The organism is Streptomyces sp. NPDC029296 (assembly GCF_055569255.1).
Genome location: NZ_JBVHXT010000048.1, coordinates 50,236 through 69,066, shown reverse-complemented (window position 1 = coordinate 69,066; position 18,831 = coordinate 50,236). Strand labels below are relative to the sequence as shown.

17 protein-coding genes and 1 riboswitch are annotated in these 18,831 nt (G+C 72.9%); of the genes, 12 read left to right on the top strand and 5 right to left on the bottom strand.

Going from position 1 to position 18,831, the window contains the following annotated elements:
- Nucleotides 1-115: 115 nt before the first annotated feature.
- The 3 genes from ACZ4W9_RS33555 to ACZ4W9_RS33545 form a co-directional block, all read right to left on the bottom strand.
- Complete coding sequence (locus tag ACZ4W9_RS33555) at nucleotides 116-802, bottom strand: DUF5995 family protein (RefSeq protein ID WP_467942162.1); 687 nt, start codon at nucleotides 800-802, stop codon at nucleotides 116-118.
- Between the two features lie 76 nt (nucleotides 803-878).
- Nucleotides 879-2,318: a uracil-xanthine permease family protein gene (locus tag ACZ4W9_RS33550; protein WP_467942160.1), complete on the bottom strand. Its 1,440-nt coding sequence runs from the start codon at nucleotides 2,316-2,318 to the stop codon at nucleotides 879-881.
- Nucleotides 2,319-2,433: 115 nt separating this feature from the next.
- A complete protein-coding gene (locus tag ACZ4W9_RS33545) occupies nucleotides 2,434-3,648 on the bottom strand; it encodes an MFS transporter (RefSeq protein ID WP_467942159.1) in 1,215 nt (404 codons plus the stop codon).
- Between the two features lie 175 nt (nucleotides 3,649-3,823).
- Here ACZ4W9_RS33545 and ACZ4W9_RS33540 point away from each other — a divergent pair, with 175 nt between their 5' ends.
- The 10 genes from ACZ4W9_RS33540 (at nucleotide 3,824) to ACZ4W9_RS33495 (ending at nucleotide 12,890) form a co-directional block, all read left to right on the top strand.
- Nucleotides 3,824-5,047: an ROK family transcriptional regulator gene (locus ACZ4W9_RS33540; RefSeq protein ID WP_467942158.1), complete on the top strand. Its 1,224-nt coding sequence runs from the start codon at nucleotides 3,824-3,826 to the stop codon at nucleotides 5,045-5,047.
- 246 nt (nucleotides 5,048-5,293) lie between these two features.
- A riboswitch (FMN riboswitch) is annotated at nucleotides 5,294-5,424 on the top strand.
- A gap of 160 nt (nucleotides 5,425-5,584) precedes the next feature.
- Complete coding sequence (locus ACZ4W9_RS33535; RefSeq protein ID WP_467942156.1) at nucleotides 5,585-6,190, top strand: riboflavin synthase; 606 nt, start codon at nucleotides 5,585-5,587, stop codon at nucleotides 6,188-6,190.
- Nucleotides 6,187-6,828 (top strand): nicotinamide mononucleotide transporter family protein, encoded by a 642-nt coding sequence (locus ACZ4W9_RS33530; protein ID WP_467942155.1) that lies wholly within the window; start codon nucleotides 6,187-6,189, stop codon nucleotides 6,826-6,828. The genes ACZ4W9_RS33535 and ACZ4W9_RS33530 overlap by 4 nt, the downstream gene beginning before the upstream one ends.
- The gene (locus tag ACZ4W9_RS33525; RefSeq protein ID WP_467942154.1) at nucleotides 6,825-8,123 is read left to right on the top strand and encodes a bifunctional 3,4-dihydroxy-2-butanone-4-phosphate synthase/GTP cyclohydrolase II; all 1,299 of its coding nucleotides are present in this window, start codon (nucleotides 6,825-6,827) and stop codon (nucleotides 8,121-8,123) included. The genes ACZ4W9_RS33530 and ACZ4W9_RS33525 overlap by 4 nt, the downstream gene beginning before the upstream one ends.
- A gap of 23 nt (nucleotides 8,124-8,146) precedes the next feature.
- Nucleotides 8,147-8,632 carry a 6,7-dimethyl-8-ribityllumazine synthase gene (gene ribH, locus ACZ4W9_RS33520; protein ID WP_467942152.1) on the top strand — a complete coding sequence of 162 codons (486 nt, stop codon included), beginning with the start codon at nucleotides 8,147-8,149 and terminating at the stop codon, nucleotides 8,630-8,632.
- Between the two features lie 34 nt (nucleotides 8,633-8,666).
- Nucleotides 8,667-8,939, top strand: a complete 273-nt coding sequence (locus ACZ4W9_RS33515; RefSeq protein WP_007491392.1) for a phosphoribosyl-ATP diphosphatase — start codon at nucleotides 8,667-8,669, stop codon at nucleotides 8,937-8,939.
- 50 nt (nucleotides 8,940-8,989) lie between these two features.
- The gene (hisG, locus tag ACZ4W9_RS33510; protein ID WP_467942151.1) at nucleotides 8,990-9,838 is read left to right on the top strand and encodes an ATP phosphoribosyltransferase; all 849 of its coding nucleotides are present in this window, start codon (nucleotides 8,990-8,992) and stop codon (nucleotides 9,836-9,838) included.
- Between the two features lie 24 nt (nucleotides 9,839-9,862).
- Nucleotides 9,863-10,324: a PH domain-containing protein gene (locus ACZ4W9_RS33505; protein WP_467942150.1), complete on the top strand. Its 462-nt coding sequence runs from the start codon at nucleotides 9,863-9,865 to the stop codon at nucleotides 10,322-10,324.
- Nucleotides 10,325-10,488: 164 nt separating this feature from the next.
- Nucleotides 10,489-11,823 (top strand): hemolysin family protein, encoded by a 1,335-nt coding sequence (locus ACZ4W9_RS33500; protein ID WP_467942149.1) that lies wholly within the window; start codon nucleotides 10,489-10,491, stop codon nucleotides 11,821-11,823.
- Nucleotides 11,820-12,890, top strand: coding sequence for a hemolysin family protein (locus ACZ4W9_RS33495; protein WP_467942147.1), 1,071 nt, complete (start codon nucleotides 11,820-11,822; stop codon nucleotides 12,888-12,890). Before ACZ4W9_RS33500 ends, ACZ4W9_RS33495 begins: the two co-directional genes overlap by 4 nt.
- A gap of 9 nt (nucleotides 12,891-12,899) precedes the next feature.
- Here the strand turns inward: ACZ4W9_RS33495 and ACZ4W9_RS33490 are convergent, their stop codons facing one another.
- Both ACZ4W9_RS33490 and ACZ4W9_RS33485 read right to left on the bottom strand, forming a co-directional pair.
- Nucleotides 12,900-14,765 (bottom strand): AAA family ATPase, encoded by a 1,866-nt coding sequence (locus ACZ4W9_RS33490; RefSeq protein WP_467942146.1) that lies wholly within the window; start codon nucleotides 14,763-14,765, stop codon nucleotides 12,900-12,902.
- 427 nt (nucleotides 14,766-15,192) lie between these two features.
- Nucleotides 15,193-15,855 (bottom strand): uridine kinase family protein, encoded by a 663-nt coding sequence (locus ACZ4W9_RS33485; protein ID WP_467942145.1) that lies wholly within the window; start codon nucleotides 15,853-15,855, stop codon nucleotides 15,193-15,195.
- Between the two features lie 292 nt (nucleotides 15,856-16,147).
- Between ACZ4W9_RS33485 and ACZ4W9_RS33480 the strand changes: the two genes are divergently transcribed.
- Together ACZ4W9_RS33480 and ACZ4W9_RS33475 are read left to right on the top strand one after the other, a co-directional pair.
- Entirely contained in the window at nucleotides 16,148-17,104 is a 957-nt protein-coding gene (locus tag ACZ4W9_RS33480) for a hypothetical protein (RefSeq protein WP_467942144.1), read from the top strand.
- A 94-nt stretch (nucleotides 17,105-17,198) separates the two neighbouring features.
- Entirely contained in the window at nucleotides 17,199-18,737 is a 1,539-nt protein-coding gene (locus ACZ4W9_RS33475; protein ID WP_467942142.1) for an amino acid permease, read from the top strand.
- Nucleotides 18,738-18,831 lie beyond the last annotated feature (94 nt).

Genomic DNA, 18,831 nt, shown 5'->3' with positions numbered 1-18,831 from the left:
GACGTCGCCTTGCGGGCGGTCGTCTTCTTGGCGGTGGTCTTGCGGGCCGTCGACTTCTTGGCCGGGGCCTTCTTCGCGGTGACCTTCTTCGCCGGCTCCCGCACCCGGGGCCCGTTCAGTCGGGCAGCGGGGTCAGCAGCATCCGGCCCGCGAAGCCCACCGCCGCGTCCAGCCGCTCGGTGAACTCCTCCACGACCCCGGCGCAGTGCCGCAGCGCCCACAGGGCGCGGGCCGCCGCCCAGGCCGCGTCCCGGGCCCGCTCCAGGCTCCAGGCGCCCAGCAGATGGGTGAGCGGGTCGGCGAGCTGGAGCAGGTCCGGGCCCGGCATCAGGTCCTCGCGGACCCGCTCCTCCAGCGCCGCGAGCAGCTCGCCCACCCGGTCGAACTCGTCCTCCAGGTCGGCCGGTTCGCAGCCGAGGGCCCGGCAGGTGTCGACCACGGCCAGGGCCAGGTCGTGCCCGATGTGGGCGTTCACGCCGGACAGCGCGAACTGCAGGGGCCGCACCCCGGGATGGCGGCGGAGCTGGAACAGCGGCCGCCAGCAGGCGGGCGGCCGGCGGTCGGCGGCGGCCGCGTCGACCGCCGCCAGATAGCGCTCGGCGAACCGCACGTCCAGCGTGCCCGCCGCCCGCGGGTCCGGGAACTCCCCCGAGGCCAGCCGCCGGCCGACCTCCTCGGTGACGGCGAGGTAGACGCGGTTGAACACGCGGACGCCGTCCCGCGCGGGCAGGTCCGCGTCCAGCGTGCGCATCCGCGCCACGACGGTGTCGACGGGGGCGGTGAGTGCTGCGGGCTGCGCCATGCGGGAAGCGTCCCAGCCCGGGGCCGGCCGGCGTACCGACCGGCCCGGTGCTTCGCCGGAACGAGGGAACGCCGGGCTAGGACTCGGCGTGCGGTGTCCGCGTGCCCGGGGCCGTGCCGGGCCGTGAGCCGGCCGGCGCGTCCGCCTCCGTGTCGTAGGCCGACGTGCCCTCGTCCAGCAGCGGCTCCTGCTGCTTGAGGTGGGGCGGGGCGAAGGCGCGCAGCGCGTGGTAGCCGGTGATGACGACCAGGGTGCCGAGGGCGATGCCGCTGAGCGAGAAGGTGTCGGTGAACTTGATGGAGACGTTGCCGACGCCGATGATGATGCCCGCGGCGGCCGGGACCAGGTTCAGCGGGTTGCGCAGGTCCACCCTGGCGTGCAGCCAGATCTGGGCGCCGAGCAGGCCGATCATGCCGTAGAGGATGACGGTGATGCCGCCGAGCACCCCGCCGGGGATGGCCGCCACGACCGCGCCGAACTTCGGGCAGAGGCCGAAGAGCAGCGCGAAGCCGGCGGCGGCCCAGTAGGCGGCGGTGGAGTAGACGCGGGTCGCGGCCATCACGCCGATGTTCTCGGAGTAGGTGGTGTTGGGCGGGCCGCCGACGGCCGTGGACAGCACCGAGGCGACGCCGTCCGCGGAGATCGCCGTGCCGAGCTTGTCGTCCAGCGGGTCGCCGGTCATCTCGCCGACCGCCTTGACGTGGCCCGCGTTCTCCGCGACCAGGGCGATCACCACGGGCAGGGCGACCAGCACGGCCGACCACTGGAAGGACGGCCCGTGCAGGTGCGGCAGCCCGATCCAGTCGGCGTGGGAGACCCCGGACAGGTCCAGGCGCCAGTGGTCGGCGACCTTGCCGTCCGGGCCCACGGAGTGGATCTTGCCGAAGACCCGGTCGAACGCCCAGGAGATGCCGTAGCCGAAGACCAGGCCCAGGAAGATGGCGATGCGCGACCAGAAACCGCGCAGGCACACGACGGCCAGCCCGGTGAAGAGCATCACCAGCAGGGCGGTCCACTGGTCCTGGGGCCAGTAGGTGGAGGCGGTCACCGGGGCCAGGTTGAACCCGATCAGCATGACGACGGCGCCGGTGACGATCGGCGGCATGGCGGCGTGGATGATCCGCGCGCCGAAGCGCTGCACGGCGAGGCCCACCAGGAACAGCACGGCGCCGACGACGAGCACCGCGCCGGTCACGGTCGCGCTGGTGCCGCCCTGGGCGCGGATGACGGCGGCCACGCCCACGAACGACAGGGAGCAGCCGAGGTAGCTCGGCACCCGGCCGCGGGTGGCGAGCAGGAAGATCACGGTCGCCACCCCCGACATCATGATCGCCAGGTTGGGGTCCAGGCCCATGAGCACGGGGGCGACGAAGGAGGCGCCGAACATCGCGACCACGTGCTGGGCGCCGAGGCCCACGGTGCGGGGCCAGGACAGCCGTTCGTCGGGGCGTACCACCGCTCCGGGCGCGGGCGTGCGCCCGTCACCGTGCAGCTTCCAGCGCACGCCGAGATCCATGGTGGGGTTTCGCTTTCTTACGTACATGAGGACGGTCCGAACCATTGTGCGGGTATCCGGCGGATTCCCGCCCACGCGGTCTCCCGCGTGAACCGCATTCACGTACGCGATCGGGTCATGCTCGCGGGCCCGCCACCGCCGTGCCGCGGGCGCCGCTCTCCGCGCGGTCGCCCCGCTCGGCCGCGCGCAGCACGCCCGCGAACGCCACGAGCCCGCAGGCCAGCGCCGTCACCACCCAGAAGGACGCCGTCAGGCTGGTCGCCTGGGCCACCCCGCCGATCAGGCTCGGCGCGACCAGCCCGGAGGTGTACGTGATGGTCGCCACGCCCGCGATGGCCTGGCTGGGGTGGGGGCCGGCGTGCCCGGCCGCCGCGAAGCACAGCGGGACGACCACCGCGATGCCGAGCCCCATCAGCGCGAAGCCGGCCATCGCCGGCGCCGGGTGCCGCGCGGACACGATCAGCAGCCCGCCCAGCACCGCCAGCACCCCGCCGGCCCGCACGGTGCGGACCGCGCCAAAGCGGTTCACCACCGCGTCCCCGGCGATCCGGGCCACGGCCATGGTCAGCATGGAGCCGGTCGTGGCGGAGGCCGCCAGCCCGGCCGAGCCGTCCAGGCGGTCCCGCAGGAACACCGCCGACCAGTCCAGGGTCGCGCCCTCGGCGAACACGGCGCAGAACCCGACCGCGCCGATCAGGAGGGCCGAACGCGGCGGCAGCGCGAACCGCGGGGGCGGCTCCTCGTCCTCGGCCGGCCGGACGTCCAGCACCCAGGCGCAGACCGTGCAGCCGAGCACGGTGAGGACGGCCGAGGCCAGCGCGAAGTGCACCCGCGCGTCCGCCCCGAGGTGGGCGGCGAGGGTGCCGGCCGCCGAGCCGGTCAGGGCGCCCGCGCTCCACATGCCGTGCAGCCCCGACATCACCGACTTGCCGAGCAGTCGCTCGACCTCCACGCCGAGCGCGTTCATCGCGACGTCGGCCATGCCCGAGGAGGCGCCGTAGGCGAACAGCGCCAGGCACAGGGTGACCAGGTTCGGCGCGAGGGACGGCAGCACCAGGGCCAGCGTCCACAGCGCCAGCAGGCCGCGCAGGGCCGTACGGCTGCCGAAGCGGTGCGTGAGGCGGCCCGCCAGCGGCATCGCGCACGCGGCGCCGAGCGCCATGAAGGCCAGCGCGAACCCCAGCTGGCCGGCGCTCAGGCCGGCGTGCTCCCGGATCCAGGGCACCCGCGTCGCGAACGAACCGGCCACCGAGCCGTGCACGGCGAACACGGCCGCCACGGCGTACCGGGCACGCCGGACCTCCTCGCGTCCGCCGCTCATGTCCTCCATCTTCCTGTGCCTCCCCGGCCCGCCCTCGTGTCAACCGGGCGTAAATTATCAGGAACCCTGCCTGATAGATAGCCGCGATACGAGCGCCCGCCCGTCGGCGCCCGGACGACCCCGTACGGGCACCGCGACGACCGCACGACCGACCCGGCTCCGACGATCTGGGAGGATTCCCGCCATGCCCGCATCACCCAGCACCGCCCGGGCCATCAACGACCGGCTGGCCCTGCGGCTGTTGCAGCAGGAAGGCCCGCTGACGGCAGGGCGGCTGAAGCAGCTGACCGGCCTGTCCCGGCCCACGGTCGCCGACCTCGTCGACCGGCTCACGGCCGCCGGGCTGATCACCGTGGTCGGCGAGTCCGGCGAGCAGCGCCGGGGGCCCAATGCCCGGCTCTACGGCATCGTCGCCGACCGCGCCCACCTCGCCGCGCTCGACGTGCGCACCGAAGGCGTCCTCGTCCTCGTCTCCGACCTGGTCGGGCGGGTGCTCGCCGAGGCGTCCGCGCCGATCGGCGGGGGCACCGGGACCGGGCCCGCCGTGGAGCGGGCGGTGACCGCCGTGGAGCGCGCGGTGAAGGAGGCCGGTGTCATGGCGGCGCCCCCGGGGGAGAGGGTCCCGGAACGGGGGAGGCTGCACACCGTCGGCATCGGCGCGCCGGGCCTGATCGACCCGGCCACCGGTGACCTCAGGGACTCCGCCGGGCTGCCCGCCTGGCACCGCAGCCTGGCCGCCGCCCTCCAGGAGCGGCTGCCCGGCGCCCGGGTGACCGTCGAGAACGAGACCAACCTCGCCGCCCTGGCCGAACAGCGCGAGGGCGCCGCCCGCGACCGGGACACCTTCGTCCTGCTCTGGCTGGGGCACGGCGTCGGCGCCGCCGTCGTCCTGGACGGCGCCCTGCGCCGCGGTGCCTCCGGCGGCACCGGCGAGATCGGCTTCCTGCCGGTCCCGGGCACGAGCGCGCTGCCCTCGGCGACCGACTGCGACGGCGGCTTCCACTCGCTGGCCGGGGCAGCTGCGGTCGTCGCGCTGGCGGCCCGGTGCGGGCTGCCGGTCGCCGGCGCGCCGGACGGACCGGGCGCGGCGCGGGTGGTGGGCGACGCGGTGGCCCGGGCGTCCGCGGCCGGCGAGCGCTTCCTGCACGCCCTGGCCGACCGGATCGCCGTCGGCGCGGCCTCGGTGACGGCCGTCCTGGACCCCGGGTGCGTGGTGCTCGGCGGAGAGGTCGGCCGGGCCGGGGGAGCGGTGCTCGCCGGGCTGGTGGGGGAGCGGCTGCGCCGGATGTCGCCGCTGGCCACCGAGGTGCGGGCGAGCGGTCTCGGCGGGACGGCCGTGCTGCGCGGAGCGCTCCTCACCGCCCGGGAACGGGCGCAGGACGAGCTGTTCGGGGCGCCGGAGCGGTAGCTCGGCGCCCTTGGCGGCCCGGCGGCGGGCAAGGGCCGTCGTCACCGCCGCCGAGCCCGTCCGCACCCTAAGAGGACTAGACCAGTGCGGTCAATGGTCCGGACCAGCTCAACCGCCCTGCCCCGGAAGCCGGTTGCTTCCGGCCGTCGCGTGGCGCGCAACCTCCGGTACACACTGTGAGGGAGGCCACATCGCCCACCCGTATGGGCGAGTGACAGGCGTGGCACACTGGCCCTGTACCAGAAGCAGCGCACTCCGGGGTCGGTGAAAGTCCGAACCGGCGGTTACAGTCCGCGACCCGGTCGCTTCCAGCGGCCGGTTGACCAGGTGAAATTCCTGGACCGACGGTTAAAGTCCGGATGGGAGGCAGTGCGCGGCGGGCGGGCATGCGTCTTCCGTGTGCGCGCCGCCGTACCGAGGCTCGTCCGTATCCGGACGCGTCCGTCCGGCGACGCCCCCGGTGTGTGCTCACCCGTGGAATCTGTCGTCATCGACAGCCCCGGAGTCCGTGCCCGAAGAGGCAGGAGGACCCGGGAAGTGTTCACCGGAATCGTCGAAGAGCTGGGTGAGGTCACCGCCGTCGAGAACCTCGGCGACGCCTCCCGCTTCCGGCTGCGCGGCCCCGTCGTGACCGAGGGCGCGCGGCACGGCGACTCCATCGCCGTGAACGGGGTCTGTCTCACCGTCGTCGAGCACGAGGGTGACGAGTTCACCGCCGATGTCATGGCCGAGACCCTGAACCGCTCCAGCCTGGGCGCGCTCACCGTCGGCTCGCGCGTCAACCTGGAGCGCCCCACCGCCGTCGGCGCCCGCCTCGGCGGGCACATCGTGCAGGGACACGTGGACGGAACCGGCGAGATCCTCGCCCGCACGCCCTCCGAGAACTGGGAGATCGTGAAGATCTCCCTCCCCGCGGACCTCGCCCGCTACGTCGTGGAGAAGGGCTCCATCACGGTCGACGGCATCAGCCTGACCGTCGTGGAGGCCGCCTCGGACCACTTCACCGTCAGCCTCATCCCGACCACCCTCGCCCTGACCACGCTCGGCGTGAAGCAGCCCGGCGACCCGGTCAACCTCGAGGTGGACGTCATCGCCAAGTACGTGGAGCGCCTGCTCACGACCGGACAGGGGGCCGGCCGGTGAACTGGATGAACTCCGAGGCGTTCACCCTCTTCGGCCAGCACATCATCTGGTCGGACATGATCGGCAACATCCTGGGTCTGATCACCCTCGCCCTCGGCTGGCGCCGCTCCGTGTGGACCTGGCCCGTGCAGTTCCTGTCCGGCCTCGTCCTCTTCGCCGCCTTCTACGGCCATCTCGCCGGCAGCGCCGGCAAGCAGGTCGTCGTCATGGCCGTCGCGCTGTACGGCTGGTGGCAGTGGCAGCGCACCCGCAACCGGTCGGGCGACGGCCAGATCACCCCCCGGTTCGCCACCTGGCGCGAGCGCGCGGCCATGATCGCCGCCGCCGGCGCCGGCACGGTCGCCGTCGCCCTGCTGTTCCAGGCCTACCCGTCCCTGTCCTGGGACCCCTGGCCCGACGCCTACATCTTCGTCGGCACCATCGTCGCGATGTACGCCCAGGCCAAGAGCATGGTCGAGTTCTGGTTCGCCTGGCTGCTCGTCGACCTCGTCGGCGTCCCCCTGAACTTCGCCAACGGCTACGCCTTCTCCGGATTCGTCTACGTCATCTACGGCGCACTCGTCCTGTGGGGCATGCGCGACTGGTGGCTGCGCTCCCGCAAGGCGGCGCGGCCCACACTGGAAGGAGCGCCGGCATGACCTCGGCACCCGTCCTCCACGACACCCACGACACCCACGACATCGAGAACTTCGCGCTCGACCCGGTCGAGCGGGCCATCGCGGACATCGCCGCCGGGCGCCCGGTCATCGTCGTCGACGACGAGGACCGGGAGAACGAGGGCGACCTCGTCGTCGCCGCCGAGAAGATCACCCCCGAGATCGTCGCCTTCATGATGAGCGAGTGCCGGGGACTGATCTGCGCCCCCATGGAGAGCGGGGAACTGGACCGGCTGCGGCTGCCGCAGATGGTCGAGGACAACACCGAGTCGATGAAGACCGCGTTCACCGTCTCCGTGGACGCCACCGCCGCGCACGGTGTGAGCACCGGCATCTCGGCCGCCGACCGGGCCACCACGCTCCGGCTGCTCGCGAGCGGCACCGCGGCGCACACCGACTTCGTCCGCCCCGGCCACGTCTTCCCGCTGCGCGCCAGGGCCGGCGGCGTCCTCGCCCGCGACGGCCACACCGAGGCCGCCGTCGACCTCGCCCGGCTCGCGGGCCTGCGCCCGGCCGGCGCCATCGTGGAGATCGCCGGCGAGGACGGCCGGATGCTCCGGCTGCCCGAGCTGATCCCGTTCGCCCGCAAGCACGGACTTACGATCATCTCCATCGAGGACCTGATCGCCTACCGCCGCGACAGCGAGCCCACCGTCCGCCGCGAGGCCGAGACCCGCCTGCCCACCCGGCACGGCGTCTTCACCGCCTACGGCTACCGGTCCACCGTCGACGGCGTCGAACACATCGCCCTCGTCCACGGCGACCTCGGCGACGGCGAGGACGTCCTGGTCCGGGTCCACTCCGAATGCCTCACCGGCGACGTCTTCGGCTCCCTGCGCTGCGACTGCGGCCCCCAGCTGGACACCGCGCTCGGCCGCATCCAGGAGGAGGGCCGCGGAGTCGTCGTCTACCTGCGTGGACACGAGGGGCGCGGCATCGGCCTGCTGTCCAAGCTGCGCGCCTACCAACTCCAGGAGCAGGGCCACGACACCCTGGACGCCAACCTGGAACTCGGCCTGCCCGCCGACGCCCGCGACTACGGCGCCGGCGCGCGGATCCTCGCCGACCTCGGCGTGCGCGGCGTCCGGCTGATGACCAACAACCCCGACAAGACCGACGCCCTCAGGCGCCACGGCATCGAGGTCACCGGCCGGGAACCGATGCCCGTCCAGGCCGGCGAGCACAACCTCCGCTACCTGCGCACCAAGCGGGACCGGATGGGGCACGACCTGCCCTGGCTCGACACGCCCGCCGTGTCGGCCTGCGGCAACCAGTAAGCGAGAGAGCACGGAGGTAAGACGTGAGCGGCAAGGGCGCACCGGACGTGTCCGTACGCAAGGTGAGCGACCTCAGGGTCGCCGTCATCGCGGCGCAGTGGCACGAGAAGGTGATGGACGGCCTGGTGGACGGCGCCCTGCGCGCCCTGCACGACCTGGGCATCGACGAGCCGACCCTGATCAGGGTCCCCGGCAGCTTCGAGCTGCCGGTCGCCGCCAAGGTCCTCGCGGGCCGCGGCTACGACGCGATCGTCGCCCTCGGCGTCGTCATCCGGGGCGGCACCCCCCACTTCGACTACGTGTGCCAGGGCGTCACCCAGGGCCTCACCCAGGTCTCCGTCGACACCGGCGTCCCCGTCGGCTTCGGCGTGCTCACCTGCGACACCGAGGAACAGGCCCTGGACCGGGCCGGCCTGGAGGGGTCGAACGAGGACAAGGGCCACGAGGCGGTGACGGCGGCCGTGGCGACGGCGGCCACGCTCCGCTCAGTATCCGAACCCTGGCACTAGGCCGCCCGCCACAACGGCTAGGGTGGGGCTCACCATGTCCAAGAAGACGTTCGAGGAGCTGTTCACCGAGCTCCAGCACAAGGCCGCCCACGGCGATCCCGCCACCTCCCGCACCGCCGAGCTGGTCGGCAAGGGCGTCCATGCCATCGGCAAGAAGGTCGTCGAGGAGGCCGCCGAGGTCTGGATGGCCGCCGAGTACGAGGGCAAGGAGGCGGCGGCCGAGGAGATCTCCCAGCTGCTGTACCACGTCCAGGTGATGATGGTCGCCCGCGGCATCTCCCTGGACGACGTCTACGCCCACCTGTAAGCCGTATCCCCACCCCCTCCCGTAGAGAACGAACGAAGGAAGCCGACCTCATGCTGCGCATCGCCGTCCCCAACAAGGGTTCACTCTCCGGCCCTGCGGCGGAGATGCTGCATGAGGCCGGCTACCAGCAGCGCCGCGAGTCCAAAGAACTGCGCATCGTCGACCCGGAGAACGAGGTCGAGTTCTTCTACCTCCGTCCCCGTGACATCGCGATCTACGTCTCCTCCGGCCGCCTCGACATCGGCATCACCGGCCGTGACCTGCTGATCGACTCCGGCGCCGAGGCCGAGGAGATCCTGCCGCTCGGCTTCGCCCGCTCCACCTTCCGCTTCGCCGCCAAGCCCGGCACCGCGAACGGCATCCAGGACCTCAAGGGCCGCACGGTCGCCACCTCCTACGAGGGCATCGTCGCGGGGCACCTCGCCGACCGCGGCGTCGACGCCTCCGTGGTCCACCTGGACGGCGCCGTCGAGACCGCCATCGAGCTGGGCGTCGCCGAGGTCATCGCCGACGTCGTGGAGACCGGCACCAGCCTGCGCAACGCGGGCCTGGAGGTCTTCGGCGAGCCGATCATGAAGTCCGAGGCCATCGTCGTCCGCCGCACCGGCGCCGACGCCGAGGAGCCCAAGGTCCAGCAGTTCCTGCGCCGTCTCCAGGGCGTCCTGGTCGCCCGGACCTACGTGATGATGGACTACGACTGCCGGGTGGAGCAGCTGGAGAAGGCCGTCGCGCTCACCCCCGGCCTGGAGTCCCCGACCGTCTCCCCGCTGCACAACGAGGGCTGGGTCGCCGTCCGCGCCATGGTCCCGGCCAAGGAGGCCCAGCGGATCATGGACGATCTCTACGGCATCGGCGCCCGCGCCATCCTGACCACGGCCATCCACGCCTGCCGTCTCTGAGAGGCCCCGAGAGGTACGCCCGAGATGTCCGACCTGCCCGCGCTGCCCGTCACCTTCCGGCCCGGCCGCACCCGCGCGATCCTGCTCACCGCCGGAATCCTGATCTTCGTGGTGATCTCCGGGATCTCGCTGCTGCTGGAGAACCTCGGCCCGGGCTCACGGCTCAGCTTCGTCGTCACCGGGGCGCTGTGCCTGTGGGTGCTGGCCCAGCTGGCCCGCGTGAAGGTGGTCGCCGACGAGTCCGGTGTCACCGTCGTCAACATCGCGAGCAGGCGGCGCCTGGCCTGGGCGGAGATCCTCCGGGTGAATCTGCGGCCGGGCGACCCCTGGGTGTTCCTCGACCTCAGCGACGGCACCAGCCTGCCCGCGCTCGGCATCCAGCCGGGCATCGCCAAACGGCAGGCCATCGCGGACGCCCGGACCCTGCGGGAACTCGCCGAGGCCCGCTCCGGCTCGCCCGCCCTGCCGCACGAGCCTAGATCTTGATTAATCTGGTGGGCGGAGGCCTTCCCGCTGTGCCTCCGCCCCTGCGTGCCGCCCGGTGCACAGGGGTTCCTGCTACCCGAGGAGTGACCCCCTCCGGCGATGGACGGATCGTCCTGTAGTACCCGCGCCACCCCCGCCCGACATAGCGGCAAGGCGGTGGCCGCGTGACCATCCCCCTGCTGCTGCTCGCCGCGGCCTTCCTGCTGATCCTCGCCAACGGATTCTTCGTGGCGGCCGAATTCGGCCTCGTCACGGTCGAGCGCCCGGACGCCGAGAAGGCCGCCGCCGACGGCGACGCGCGCGCCCGCACCGTCGTGGAGTCGCTGAAGGAGCTGTCCTTCCAGCTCTCCGGCACCCAGCTCGGCATCACCATCACCTCCCTGGTCGTCGGCATGCTCGCCGAACCCGCCCTGGCCGAGCTGCTGCGCGGCCCGTTCGCGGCGCTCGGCATCCCCGAAGGGGCCGCCTCCGGCGTCGCGGTGGTGACCGGCATGCTGCTGGCCTCCGCGATCCAGATGGTGATCGGCGAACTCGTGCCCAAGAACTGGGCGGTCTCCCGGCCGCTGCAGGTCGCCCGCTTCGTGGCCGGCCCGCAGCACCGCTTCGCCCTGCTGTTCCGCCCGGTGATCTCCGCGCTGAACACGGTCGCCAACCGGCTGGTCCGCGCCCTCGGCGTGGAACCCGCCGAGGAGCTGGCCTCCGCCCGAACCCCCGGCGAACTCGTCTCGCTGGCCCGGCACTCCGCCCTGGCCGGCGCCCTGGAGCAGGACACGGCCGACCTGTTCGTGCGCACCCTGTCCCTGGGCGAGCTGACCGCACAGCACGTGATGACCCCCCGCGTGAAGGTCAGCGCGTTGCAGGACTCGGCCACCGCCGAGGACGTCGTCAACCTGACCCGGGCCACCGGCCTGTCCCGCTTCCCCGTCTACCGGGAGAAGATCGACGAGATCGTCGGCATGGCCCACCTCAAGGACGCGCTGGCGGTCCCGGCGCGCGACCGGCTGCGCACCCCGGTCGGCCGCATCGCCCGCAAGGCGCTCCTGGTTCCCGAGACCCTGCCGGTGCAGCCCCTGCTGGCCCGGCTGCGCAGCGAGCAGCCCATCGCGGTCGTCGTGGACGAGTACGGCGGCACGGCCGGCGTGGTCACCCTGGAGGACATCGTCGAGGAACTGGTCGGCGAGGTCCGCGACGAGCACGACGCCAAGGACACGCCCGAGCTGGCCCCCGCCCCGCCCGAGGACGGCCGGCCCGCCTGGGACGTGGACGGCGGCTGCCGCGTGGACCTCCTGACGCGCATAGGCCTGGAGGTGCCCGAGGGGCCGTACGAGACCGTGGCCGGGCTGGTCGCCGACCTGCTCGGCCGGATCCCGGCCCCCGGCGACCGGGCCGAACTGCCCGGCTGGCGGCTCTCGGTCCGCCAGGTCGGCCACTACCGCGCCGAACGGGTCCGCCTGGTCAGGACGGCCCCGGTGCCCGGAGCGACGGAGGCCGTCCGATGAGCGTGCTGCAACTGCTCTTCGCCGCGCTGCTCGTGCTCGCCAACGGATTCTTCGTCGGCGCCGAGTTCGCGCTGGTCTCCGTCCGCCGCAGCCAGATCGAACCGCTCGGCACCGCCCGGGCCCGCCAGGTGCTGTACGGCCTGGAGCGGCTGCCGCAGATGATGGCCGCCGCCCAGTTCGGCATCACCGTCTGCTCCCTGACGCTCGGCGCGGTCGCCGAGCCGACGGTGGCGCGCCTGCTGGAGCCGGTGTTCGAGTGGGTCCACCTGCCGCACGGCATGATCCACCCCCTCGGCTATGTCGTCGCGCTGGCCGCGGTGGTCTTCTTCCACCTGGTCATCGGCGAGATGGTGCCGAAGAACCTGGCCATGGCGGCGCCCGAGAAGGCGGCGCTCTGGCTCAGCCCCGGCCTGGTCTGGTTCGCCCGCCTGTGCAGGCCGGTCACCGCGGCCCTCGGCGCCTGCGCCCAGGGCATCCTGCGGCTGTTCCGGGTGGAGCCGAAGGACGAGGTCGAGGCGGTCGTCACCACCGAGCAGCTCAACCGCCTGCTGGAGGACTCCGGCGAGGCCGGGCTCCTCGACCCCGAGGAGCGCGAGCGGCTGGAGGACGCCCTCGAACTGGGCTCCCGCCCGGTGACCGACGTCCTGCTGCGCCGCGAGTCCCTGGTCACGGTGGAGCCGTCGGTCACCCCGGGGGACATCGTGGAGCTGACCGCCCGCACGGGCTACTCCCGCTTCCCGGTCGCGGCGGCCGGCAAGGGCCCCTTCATGGGGTACGTGCACGTCAAGGACGTCCTCGACCTGGAGGACTCCGACCGGGCCGTCCCGCAGCAGGTCTGGCGGCCCATGGCCACCCTCCGCGCCGAGCTGCCGCTCGACGACGCCCTCACCGTGATGCGCCGGGCGGCCACCCACCTGGCCCAGGTGGCCGACGCCTCCGGCCGGATACTGGGCCTGGTCGCCCTGGAGGACGTCCTGGAGACGCTGGTGGGCGAGGTCCGCGACCCGGCCCACCGGGGCATGCCGGAACCCCGGGCGAGCGGCGAGCCGGAGGAGGCGCTGGCCTAGCCGACGCCCCTAGGAAGAGGGATCCTGCGGCCCCCGGCCCGACAGCACCTCGCCGTAGGCCTGCATCAGGTCGGGCAGCCGCAGGGTCGCCAGGTCCTCCCGGGACAGGGGACCGGCGTACGACGACAGCCGCAAGTCCCGGTACGCGCAGCTCTTCTCGTACAGCGTCCGCAGGAACCGTCCGTTGCCCAGCTCGTCGATCCACCCCTGGTCCACCACGTGCCCGGCGATCGACCGCAGCTCCTCCAGCGCCTCCTCGTCCCACTGGTCGCCGTTGTCCGCGGCGAGCACCTTGCCGATCTCGGTGAGTTCCAGCGGCCGGTACGAGGGGAAGTCCACCCGGGTCGTGAAGCGGGAGGACAGTCCGGGGTTGGCGGCGAGCAGACGGTCCATGCCCTCCGGGTAGCCGGCCAGGATCACCACCAGGTGGTCCCGGTTGTCCTCGGCCCGCTTCAGCAGCACCTGGAGCGCCTCGTCGCCGTAGGCGTCCCCCTTGCCGTACCCGGTATTGGACAGCGAGTACGCCTCGTCCACGAACAGCACCCCGCCGATCGCCGAGTCGATCAGCTCGTTGGCCTTCACGGCCGTCTGCCCCAGGTACTCGCCGACCAGGTCGGCCCGCTGGGCCTCCACGAGGTGGTCGCCGCCGAGCAGGCCCAGGGCGTAGAACACCCGGCCGAGGATGCGCGCGACCGTGGTCTTGCCGGTGCCGGACGGGCCGGAGAAGACGAAGTGCCGCTTGGGCGGCTGCACCGGCAGACCCTGCCCGGCCCGCAGCCGCGCCATGTTCAGCTGCGCGGACAGTGCCTTGACCTGGCGCTTCACCGGCTCCAGGCCCACCATGCGCTCCAGTTCGGCGAGCGCCTGCTCGAGTAACGCGGGGTCGGTCGGCCCGGTGGGGACCGGCGGGGCGGACGCCCCGGGCCCGGTCCTGGTCCGCACCGAGGGATCGGCCGCCGACGGCAGCGGGACGGCCGGCGGATCGGGCTCCGGCAGCCTGAGGTCGCGGCCCTCCATGCCGAACAGCGGATCGAACCCGTCGGGGCCGTCCACCGCGTCCTGTCCCGCGCCGGTCAGCGTGATCGCGGCGAGGTCGCCCGTCTCGTCGTACCCGTCGCCCTCGGCGATCGCGGCGAGCCGGGCCGAGGTGTCCATGAAGGCCGGATCGACCCGGTGCACCGCCCGGTACAGGGGGAGCGCGGCGGCCGACCGCCCCGTCCCCTCGTGCGCTCGCGCCAGCCAGTAGCGCAGCTCCTTGCGCTGCGGCTGCTCGCTGCGGCACCGCATCAGCGCCGCCGACAGCAGCGGTTCGGCCTGGCCGTACATCTCCAGCCGGACCCGGGCCATGCCGCCGAAGAGCCCGGCCTCGATGCCGAGCAGGGGGTCGTCCAGCAGCGGGTCGGTGTGCCGGACCAGCTGCTCCCAGTCCTTGACCAGATAGGCGCGGCAGGCGTGCAGGAAGCGGACCTGGGCGTCGGTGTCGACCGGGGGCAGCCCGGCCAGGGCGCGGTCCAGCTCGGGCACGTGCCGGCCGTCCAGCCAGTGCGAGGCGTGCGCGAGCAGCAGATCGCGCGGGTTCTCCAGCACCGGCTGCACCCACCAGCCCAGCCAGTACCAGGAGTTGAGGGAACGGCGGTGCCGGGCGCGTTGTTCGCCGAAGCGGTCGCGGTGCCGGAACATGCGCAGCAGCGCGGTGGTGGTGTCGACCCGGAGGGCGTGCAGTCCGAGCCAGGCGTCCGCCATGCCCGGGTCCATCCGCACCGCGGTGCGGAACTCCTCCTCCGCCTGCGGGTAGGCGCCCATCGTGTAGGCGTCCACCCCCCGCAGCCAGGCGAGGTCGGCCGGCGCCTCGGGGCCCTGCGTGCCGAAGTCCATCGTCCCCCCACAGACCTTGCCCCGTGGTTCGCCACCGGGCGGTCGCCCGACGGCCGCCGCGGTCGAACCGCTGTGCCGCGGACCGGAGTTGCAGGTGCGCGAGGCTCCCGCTCGAAGGCCGCACCGAGGGCATCGTACCCGCGGTGCGGGTGCCTGCCGAAGGGTGCCGCACAGGGCGTTCGGCGAGGTGGGAGCAGACGGGGCGCACGGGGTTTCGTGACCGAGGGTGAGAGGGCCGGTGCGCCGGCGCGGGGAAACGGGGACCCGCGGGCAGAACGAAGCCCCCGGTCACGGGGGAACAACCGGGGGCTTCGTGTCGGCGGGCGGCTCCGAAAGCCGCACATTGAGAACGTAAGACCTGTACGGGCCCCCGGTCAAGCGAAGTTGAGGTACTGGGGGAACTTCTCCCGCAAGGGTCTTCACAACTTCACCACATCGCGGAGAGTCCGTCACCGAGCGTCACATCGGGCCCGGATTCGGGGGCCGCGGACGGTCCCGGGAGCACCTCGTACCCCTCGGTTCGCTGCCGTATCAGGAGATCGGCGTGGGGGCGTGAGGGATCCGTGGCGAAGTGCGCGCGTTCCGCCGCCACCCACCCGTCCCAGAACTCCCGCTGCTCCGCCCCGTCCCGCCGCCGGCCGCGCGCCCAGGACTCCTCCCGGGGCAGCTCCATCCACAGCAGCCGGGCCAGATGGGGCCGCAGCGCCCGACGGCCGGCGCCGACGCCCTCGAGCAGCACCACGGGCGCGGCCGGCAGCGGGCGGGGACCGCCGAAGGCGCGGGCCCGCCAGTCGTACGGCGTGACGTACCCGCTCTCGCCGCGCCCCAGCGGTTCGATCACCTGGGCCATGAGCCGGCCGGTCCAGTCGAACAGCCGCTCATGGCTCGCGAAGTCGTCGAGGTGGACCACCGGGGCACCGCCCAGCGCCCGCGCCAGCCGCCCGGCGAACGTCGACTTCCCCGAGCCGGCGTGCCCGTCGACGCCGATCAGCCGGACCGGTCCCAGGGACGGGGGGAGCCCGCGCAGCCGGGCGGCGAGGTCGTGGATGGCGGTTCCCGAGGTGTGAGGCGAGGGGGCTGTTCTCCCCATGAAACAGTCTGGTTTCCGCGAAACAGTCTAGTGGCGGGTCCCGGGCGGGCGGCCGGGGGAGAGGTCGGCGGGGCCCGTCGGCGACCCGCGGGGCACGGCGGCGCCGGCGGGAGCCCGCCGGGCCGGGGAAAGTCTCACCTTGAATCACCGGCCGGCAGCCAGTCAAAGGCGTCGATAAACAATCCGAATCCGCTGACCGATATGTCGAATTCGGCGTTTCGGGTGGGCCCCACGCTGAGTAAGGTGCCTCCTGCGCAACGTGATGCGCCGCACGCTGGACGGGCAGGGGGATATGGCCGCGGACTTATTCGAAGGGCACTATGTGTGGCATCCGGCGGCCGACGACCGGGTCCTGGCGAGCGTCTGCGTCGACGTGCGCGCCGGGCGCTACCGGTCCGCCGACGAGGCCCTCGCCGACACCCGGACCGACTTCGCGCTGCGCGCCCACCGCTCCCTGGTGCTCGCCTCCGAGGCGGCCGGCACCGATCTCGCGGAGCGCTGGCTCGCCGAGGAACCGACGCCCGAGGCCGCGCTGATGTGGGCGCGGGTGGCCGTGCAGCGCGCGCTGCGGGCCGCCGACGCGCGCGACGAACGCGCCGAGGCGCTGGAGCGGATAGCGCTCACCGCCTGCGACCGGGCCGCCGAGGCGGCCCCCGCCGACCCCACGCCCTGGGTCGCGCGGCTCGCCATGGCCCGGCTGCACCGGCTGCGCGACCCGGCCCCGAAGGGCCTGCTCACCTCCCCGCCCGGCCCCTGGCGGCTGTTCGCGCACATCCTGTCCCTGGACCCGTGGCACCGCGAGGCACACCACCGGTTCCTGTCCTGCTTCTTCACCCGCCACGGCGGCTCGGTCACCGCCGCCTGGGACGTGGCCGCCTTCCTCAGCCAGCGGGCACCCGCCGACTCCGCCCTGCGGCTGCTGCCCCTGGTGGCCCTGGTGGAGAGCTACAACCCCACCCAGCTGCTCGCCGACCGGGTCTGGGAACAGCCCCAGTGGCGCTCCACCGCGCTGGCGATCTACCAGAACTGGCTGCCCACGATGGCCGGTTACCGCTTCACCCCGGTGCTCGACCTGGCCTACCTCGCGCACGCGCTGGTGATGGGCCAGCGCGAGTTCGAGGCCCGCGCCGTCTTCACCGCGATGGGCCCGTACGCCTCCCGCATGCCCTGGAGCGCCTTCGGCGACCCAGTCGAACAGCTCTCCCGGGCCCGGCGCGCCTGCGGCCTGCCCGTCCCCGGACCGGGCTGACCCCGCTCGTCGTCCCCCGCTTCCCGGTCCGCCCCCTCCCGTCCCCGCTGTCCCCCCTGCCCCCCCTTGTTCCCACCGAGAGAAAGGCCGATCCGTGTCGGAACGGATGTCGACCTCCCGGGCCCGCACCCGGGCCGCGGACACCGTCGTGCTCGACGACGACGCGACGCTGCACGCGATGGGTTATCCGCGCAAGCTCACCCGGCGCTTCAAGGCGTTCGACAATTTCGCGATCTCCTTCACCATCATCAATATCCTCTCGGGCATTTTCTCGTCCTTCGGATTCGGCATGAACGCGGGCGGCCCGCGTGTTCTCGTGTTCGGCTGGATCGGTGTCTCGGTGATGGTGCTGCTCATCGGCGCGGCCATGGCGGAGGTCGCCTCCGCCTATCCCACGAGCGGCGCCCTCTATTTCTCCGCCGGCAAACTCGCCAAGCGGCACAAGGGTGCCTGGTCCTGGTTCACGGGCTGGCTGAACTTCGTGGGCCAGATCGGCGGCACCGCCGCCACCGGCTACGCCGCGGCCACCTTCATCCAGGTGTTCGTCGCGCTCCAGTGGCCCTCCTATGAGCCGACCGCGCACCAGACCGTGCTGATCACAGCCCTGATCATCGTCCTGCAAGGGCTCGCCAACACTTTCACCGTCCAGTTCGTCGCCCTGCTGAACCGCATTTCCGTGTGGTGGCTGCTGATCGGACTCGTGGTGATCGTCGCCGCACTGATCGTGATGCCCGACCATCACCAGTCGGCGTCCTTTGTCACGCATTTCGAGAACAACACCGGCTTCACCAGCGGCCTTTACGGCGGCATGCTCGGCCTGCTGGTCACCAGCTGGACCTTCACCGGGTTCGACGGCAGCTTCCACATGTCCGAGGAAACCGTCCAGGCGACGGTCAGCGCCCCGAAGGGCATCACCCGCGCCATCGCCTGCTCGGCGATCGCCGGCCTGGTCCTGATGCTGGCGCTGGTCTACAGCATCGGCGACTACGCCAAGGTGGCCGGCGCGGCCGCCCCGCCCATCCAGATCCTCATCGACGGCCTCGGGCTGCGCACCGCCAAGGTGCTGCTCCTCGTCGTCATCGGCGCGATGCTCTTCTGCGGCCTCGCCAACCTCACCAGCAACACCCGGCAGATCTTCGCCTTCTCCCGGGACGGCGCCATGCCCGGCTCCCGCTGGTGGCACTCGGTCTCGCTGCGCACCCGCACGCCCGTGAAGGCCGTATGGCTCGCGGTCGGCTGCTCGCTGGCGCTGGTGGTGCCCGGCTGGTGGTCGCACACGGCGTTCACCGCGATCGTCAGCGTCAACGTGGTCGGCCTCTTCCTCGCCTACGCCGTGCCGATCTTCCTGCGGCTGCGGCTCGGCGACGCCTTCCAGCCCGGTCCCTGGCACCTGGGCCGCTGGGGCCGGCCGATCGGCTGGCTGGCGGTGGTGTGGATCCTGCTCAGCAGCGTCCTGTTCATGCTCCCGCAGGCCTCGCCGATCACCGTCGACTCCTTCAACTACGCGCCGATCGCGCTCGCCGTCGTCCTGCTGATCGCCACGGTGTGGTGGTTCGCCACGGCCCGCCGCCGCTTCCAGGGGCCGGTGAGCTACGGGCGGCCCGACGAGGTCGCCGCGATGGACCTGGTCTGACCCCTTCCGCGGACGGGGTGCGCGGGGACCGGTCCAGCCCACGCGGCGCGGCCGCGCGCCGGCACGGTCCCGCGCCCCTCACGGGCGCTGCCAG

Excerpts from the sequence above, each read along its gene's own strand:
- ACZ4W9_RS33505 (WP_467942150.1), top strand. The coding sequence starts at position 9,863 with ATGTCCGACCTGCCCGCGCTGCCCGTCACCTTCCGGCCCGGCCGCACC.
- ACZ4W9_RS33480 (WP_467942144.1), top strand. The coding sequence starts at position 16,148 with ATGGCCGCGGACTTATTCGAAGGGCACTATGTGTGGCATCCGGCGGCC.
- ACZ4W9_RS33525 (WP_467942154.1), top strand. The coding sequence starts at position 6,825 with ATGACCTCGGCACCCGTCCTCCACGACACCCACGACACCCACGACATC.
- ACZ4W9_RS33540 (WP_467942158.1), top strand. The coding sequence starts at position 3,824 with ATGCCCGCATCACCCAGCACCGCCCGGGCCATCAACGACCGGCTGGCC.
- ACZ4W9_RS33490 (WP_467942146.1), bottom strand. The coding sequence starts at position 14,765 with ATGGACTTCGGCACGCAGGGCCCCGAGGCGCCGGCCGACCTCGCCTGG.
- ACZ4W9_RS33495 (WP_467942147.1), top strand. The coding sequence starts at position 11,820 with ATGAGCGTGCTGCAACTGCTCTTCGCCGCGCTGCTCGTGCTCGCCAAC.
- ACZ4W9_RS33555 (WP_467942162.1), bottom strand. The coding sequence starts at position 802 with ATGGCGCAGCCCGCAGCACTCACCGCCCCCGTCGACACCGTCGTGGCG.
- hisG (WP_467942151.1), top strand. The coding sequence starts at position 8,990 with ATGCTGCGCATCGCCGTCCCCAACAAGGGTTCACTCTCCGGCCCTGCG.
- ACZ4W9_RS33515 (WP_007491392.1), top strand. The coding sequence starts at position 8,667 with ATGTCCAAGAAGACGTTCGAGGAGCTGTTCACCGAGCTCCAGCACAAG.
- ACZ4W9_RS33550 (WP_467942160.1), bottom strand. The coding sequence starts at position 2,318 with ATGGATCTCGGCGTGCGCTGGAAGCTGCACGGTGACGGGCGCACGCCC.
- ACZ4W9_RS33545 (WP_467942159.1), bottom strand. The coding sequence starts at position 3,648 with ATGGAGGACATGAGCGGCGGACGCGAGGAGGTCCGGCGTGCCCGGTAC.
- ACZ4W9_RS33485 (WP_467942145.1), bottom strand. The coding sequence starts at position 15,855 with ATGGGGAGAACAGCCCCCTCGCCTCACACCTCGGGAACCGCCATCCAC.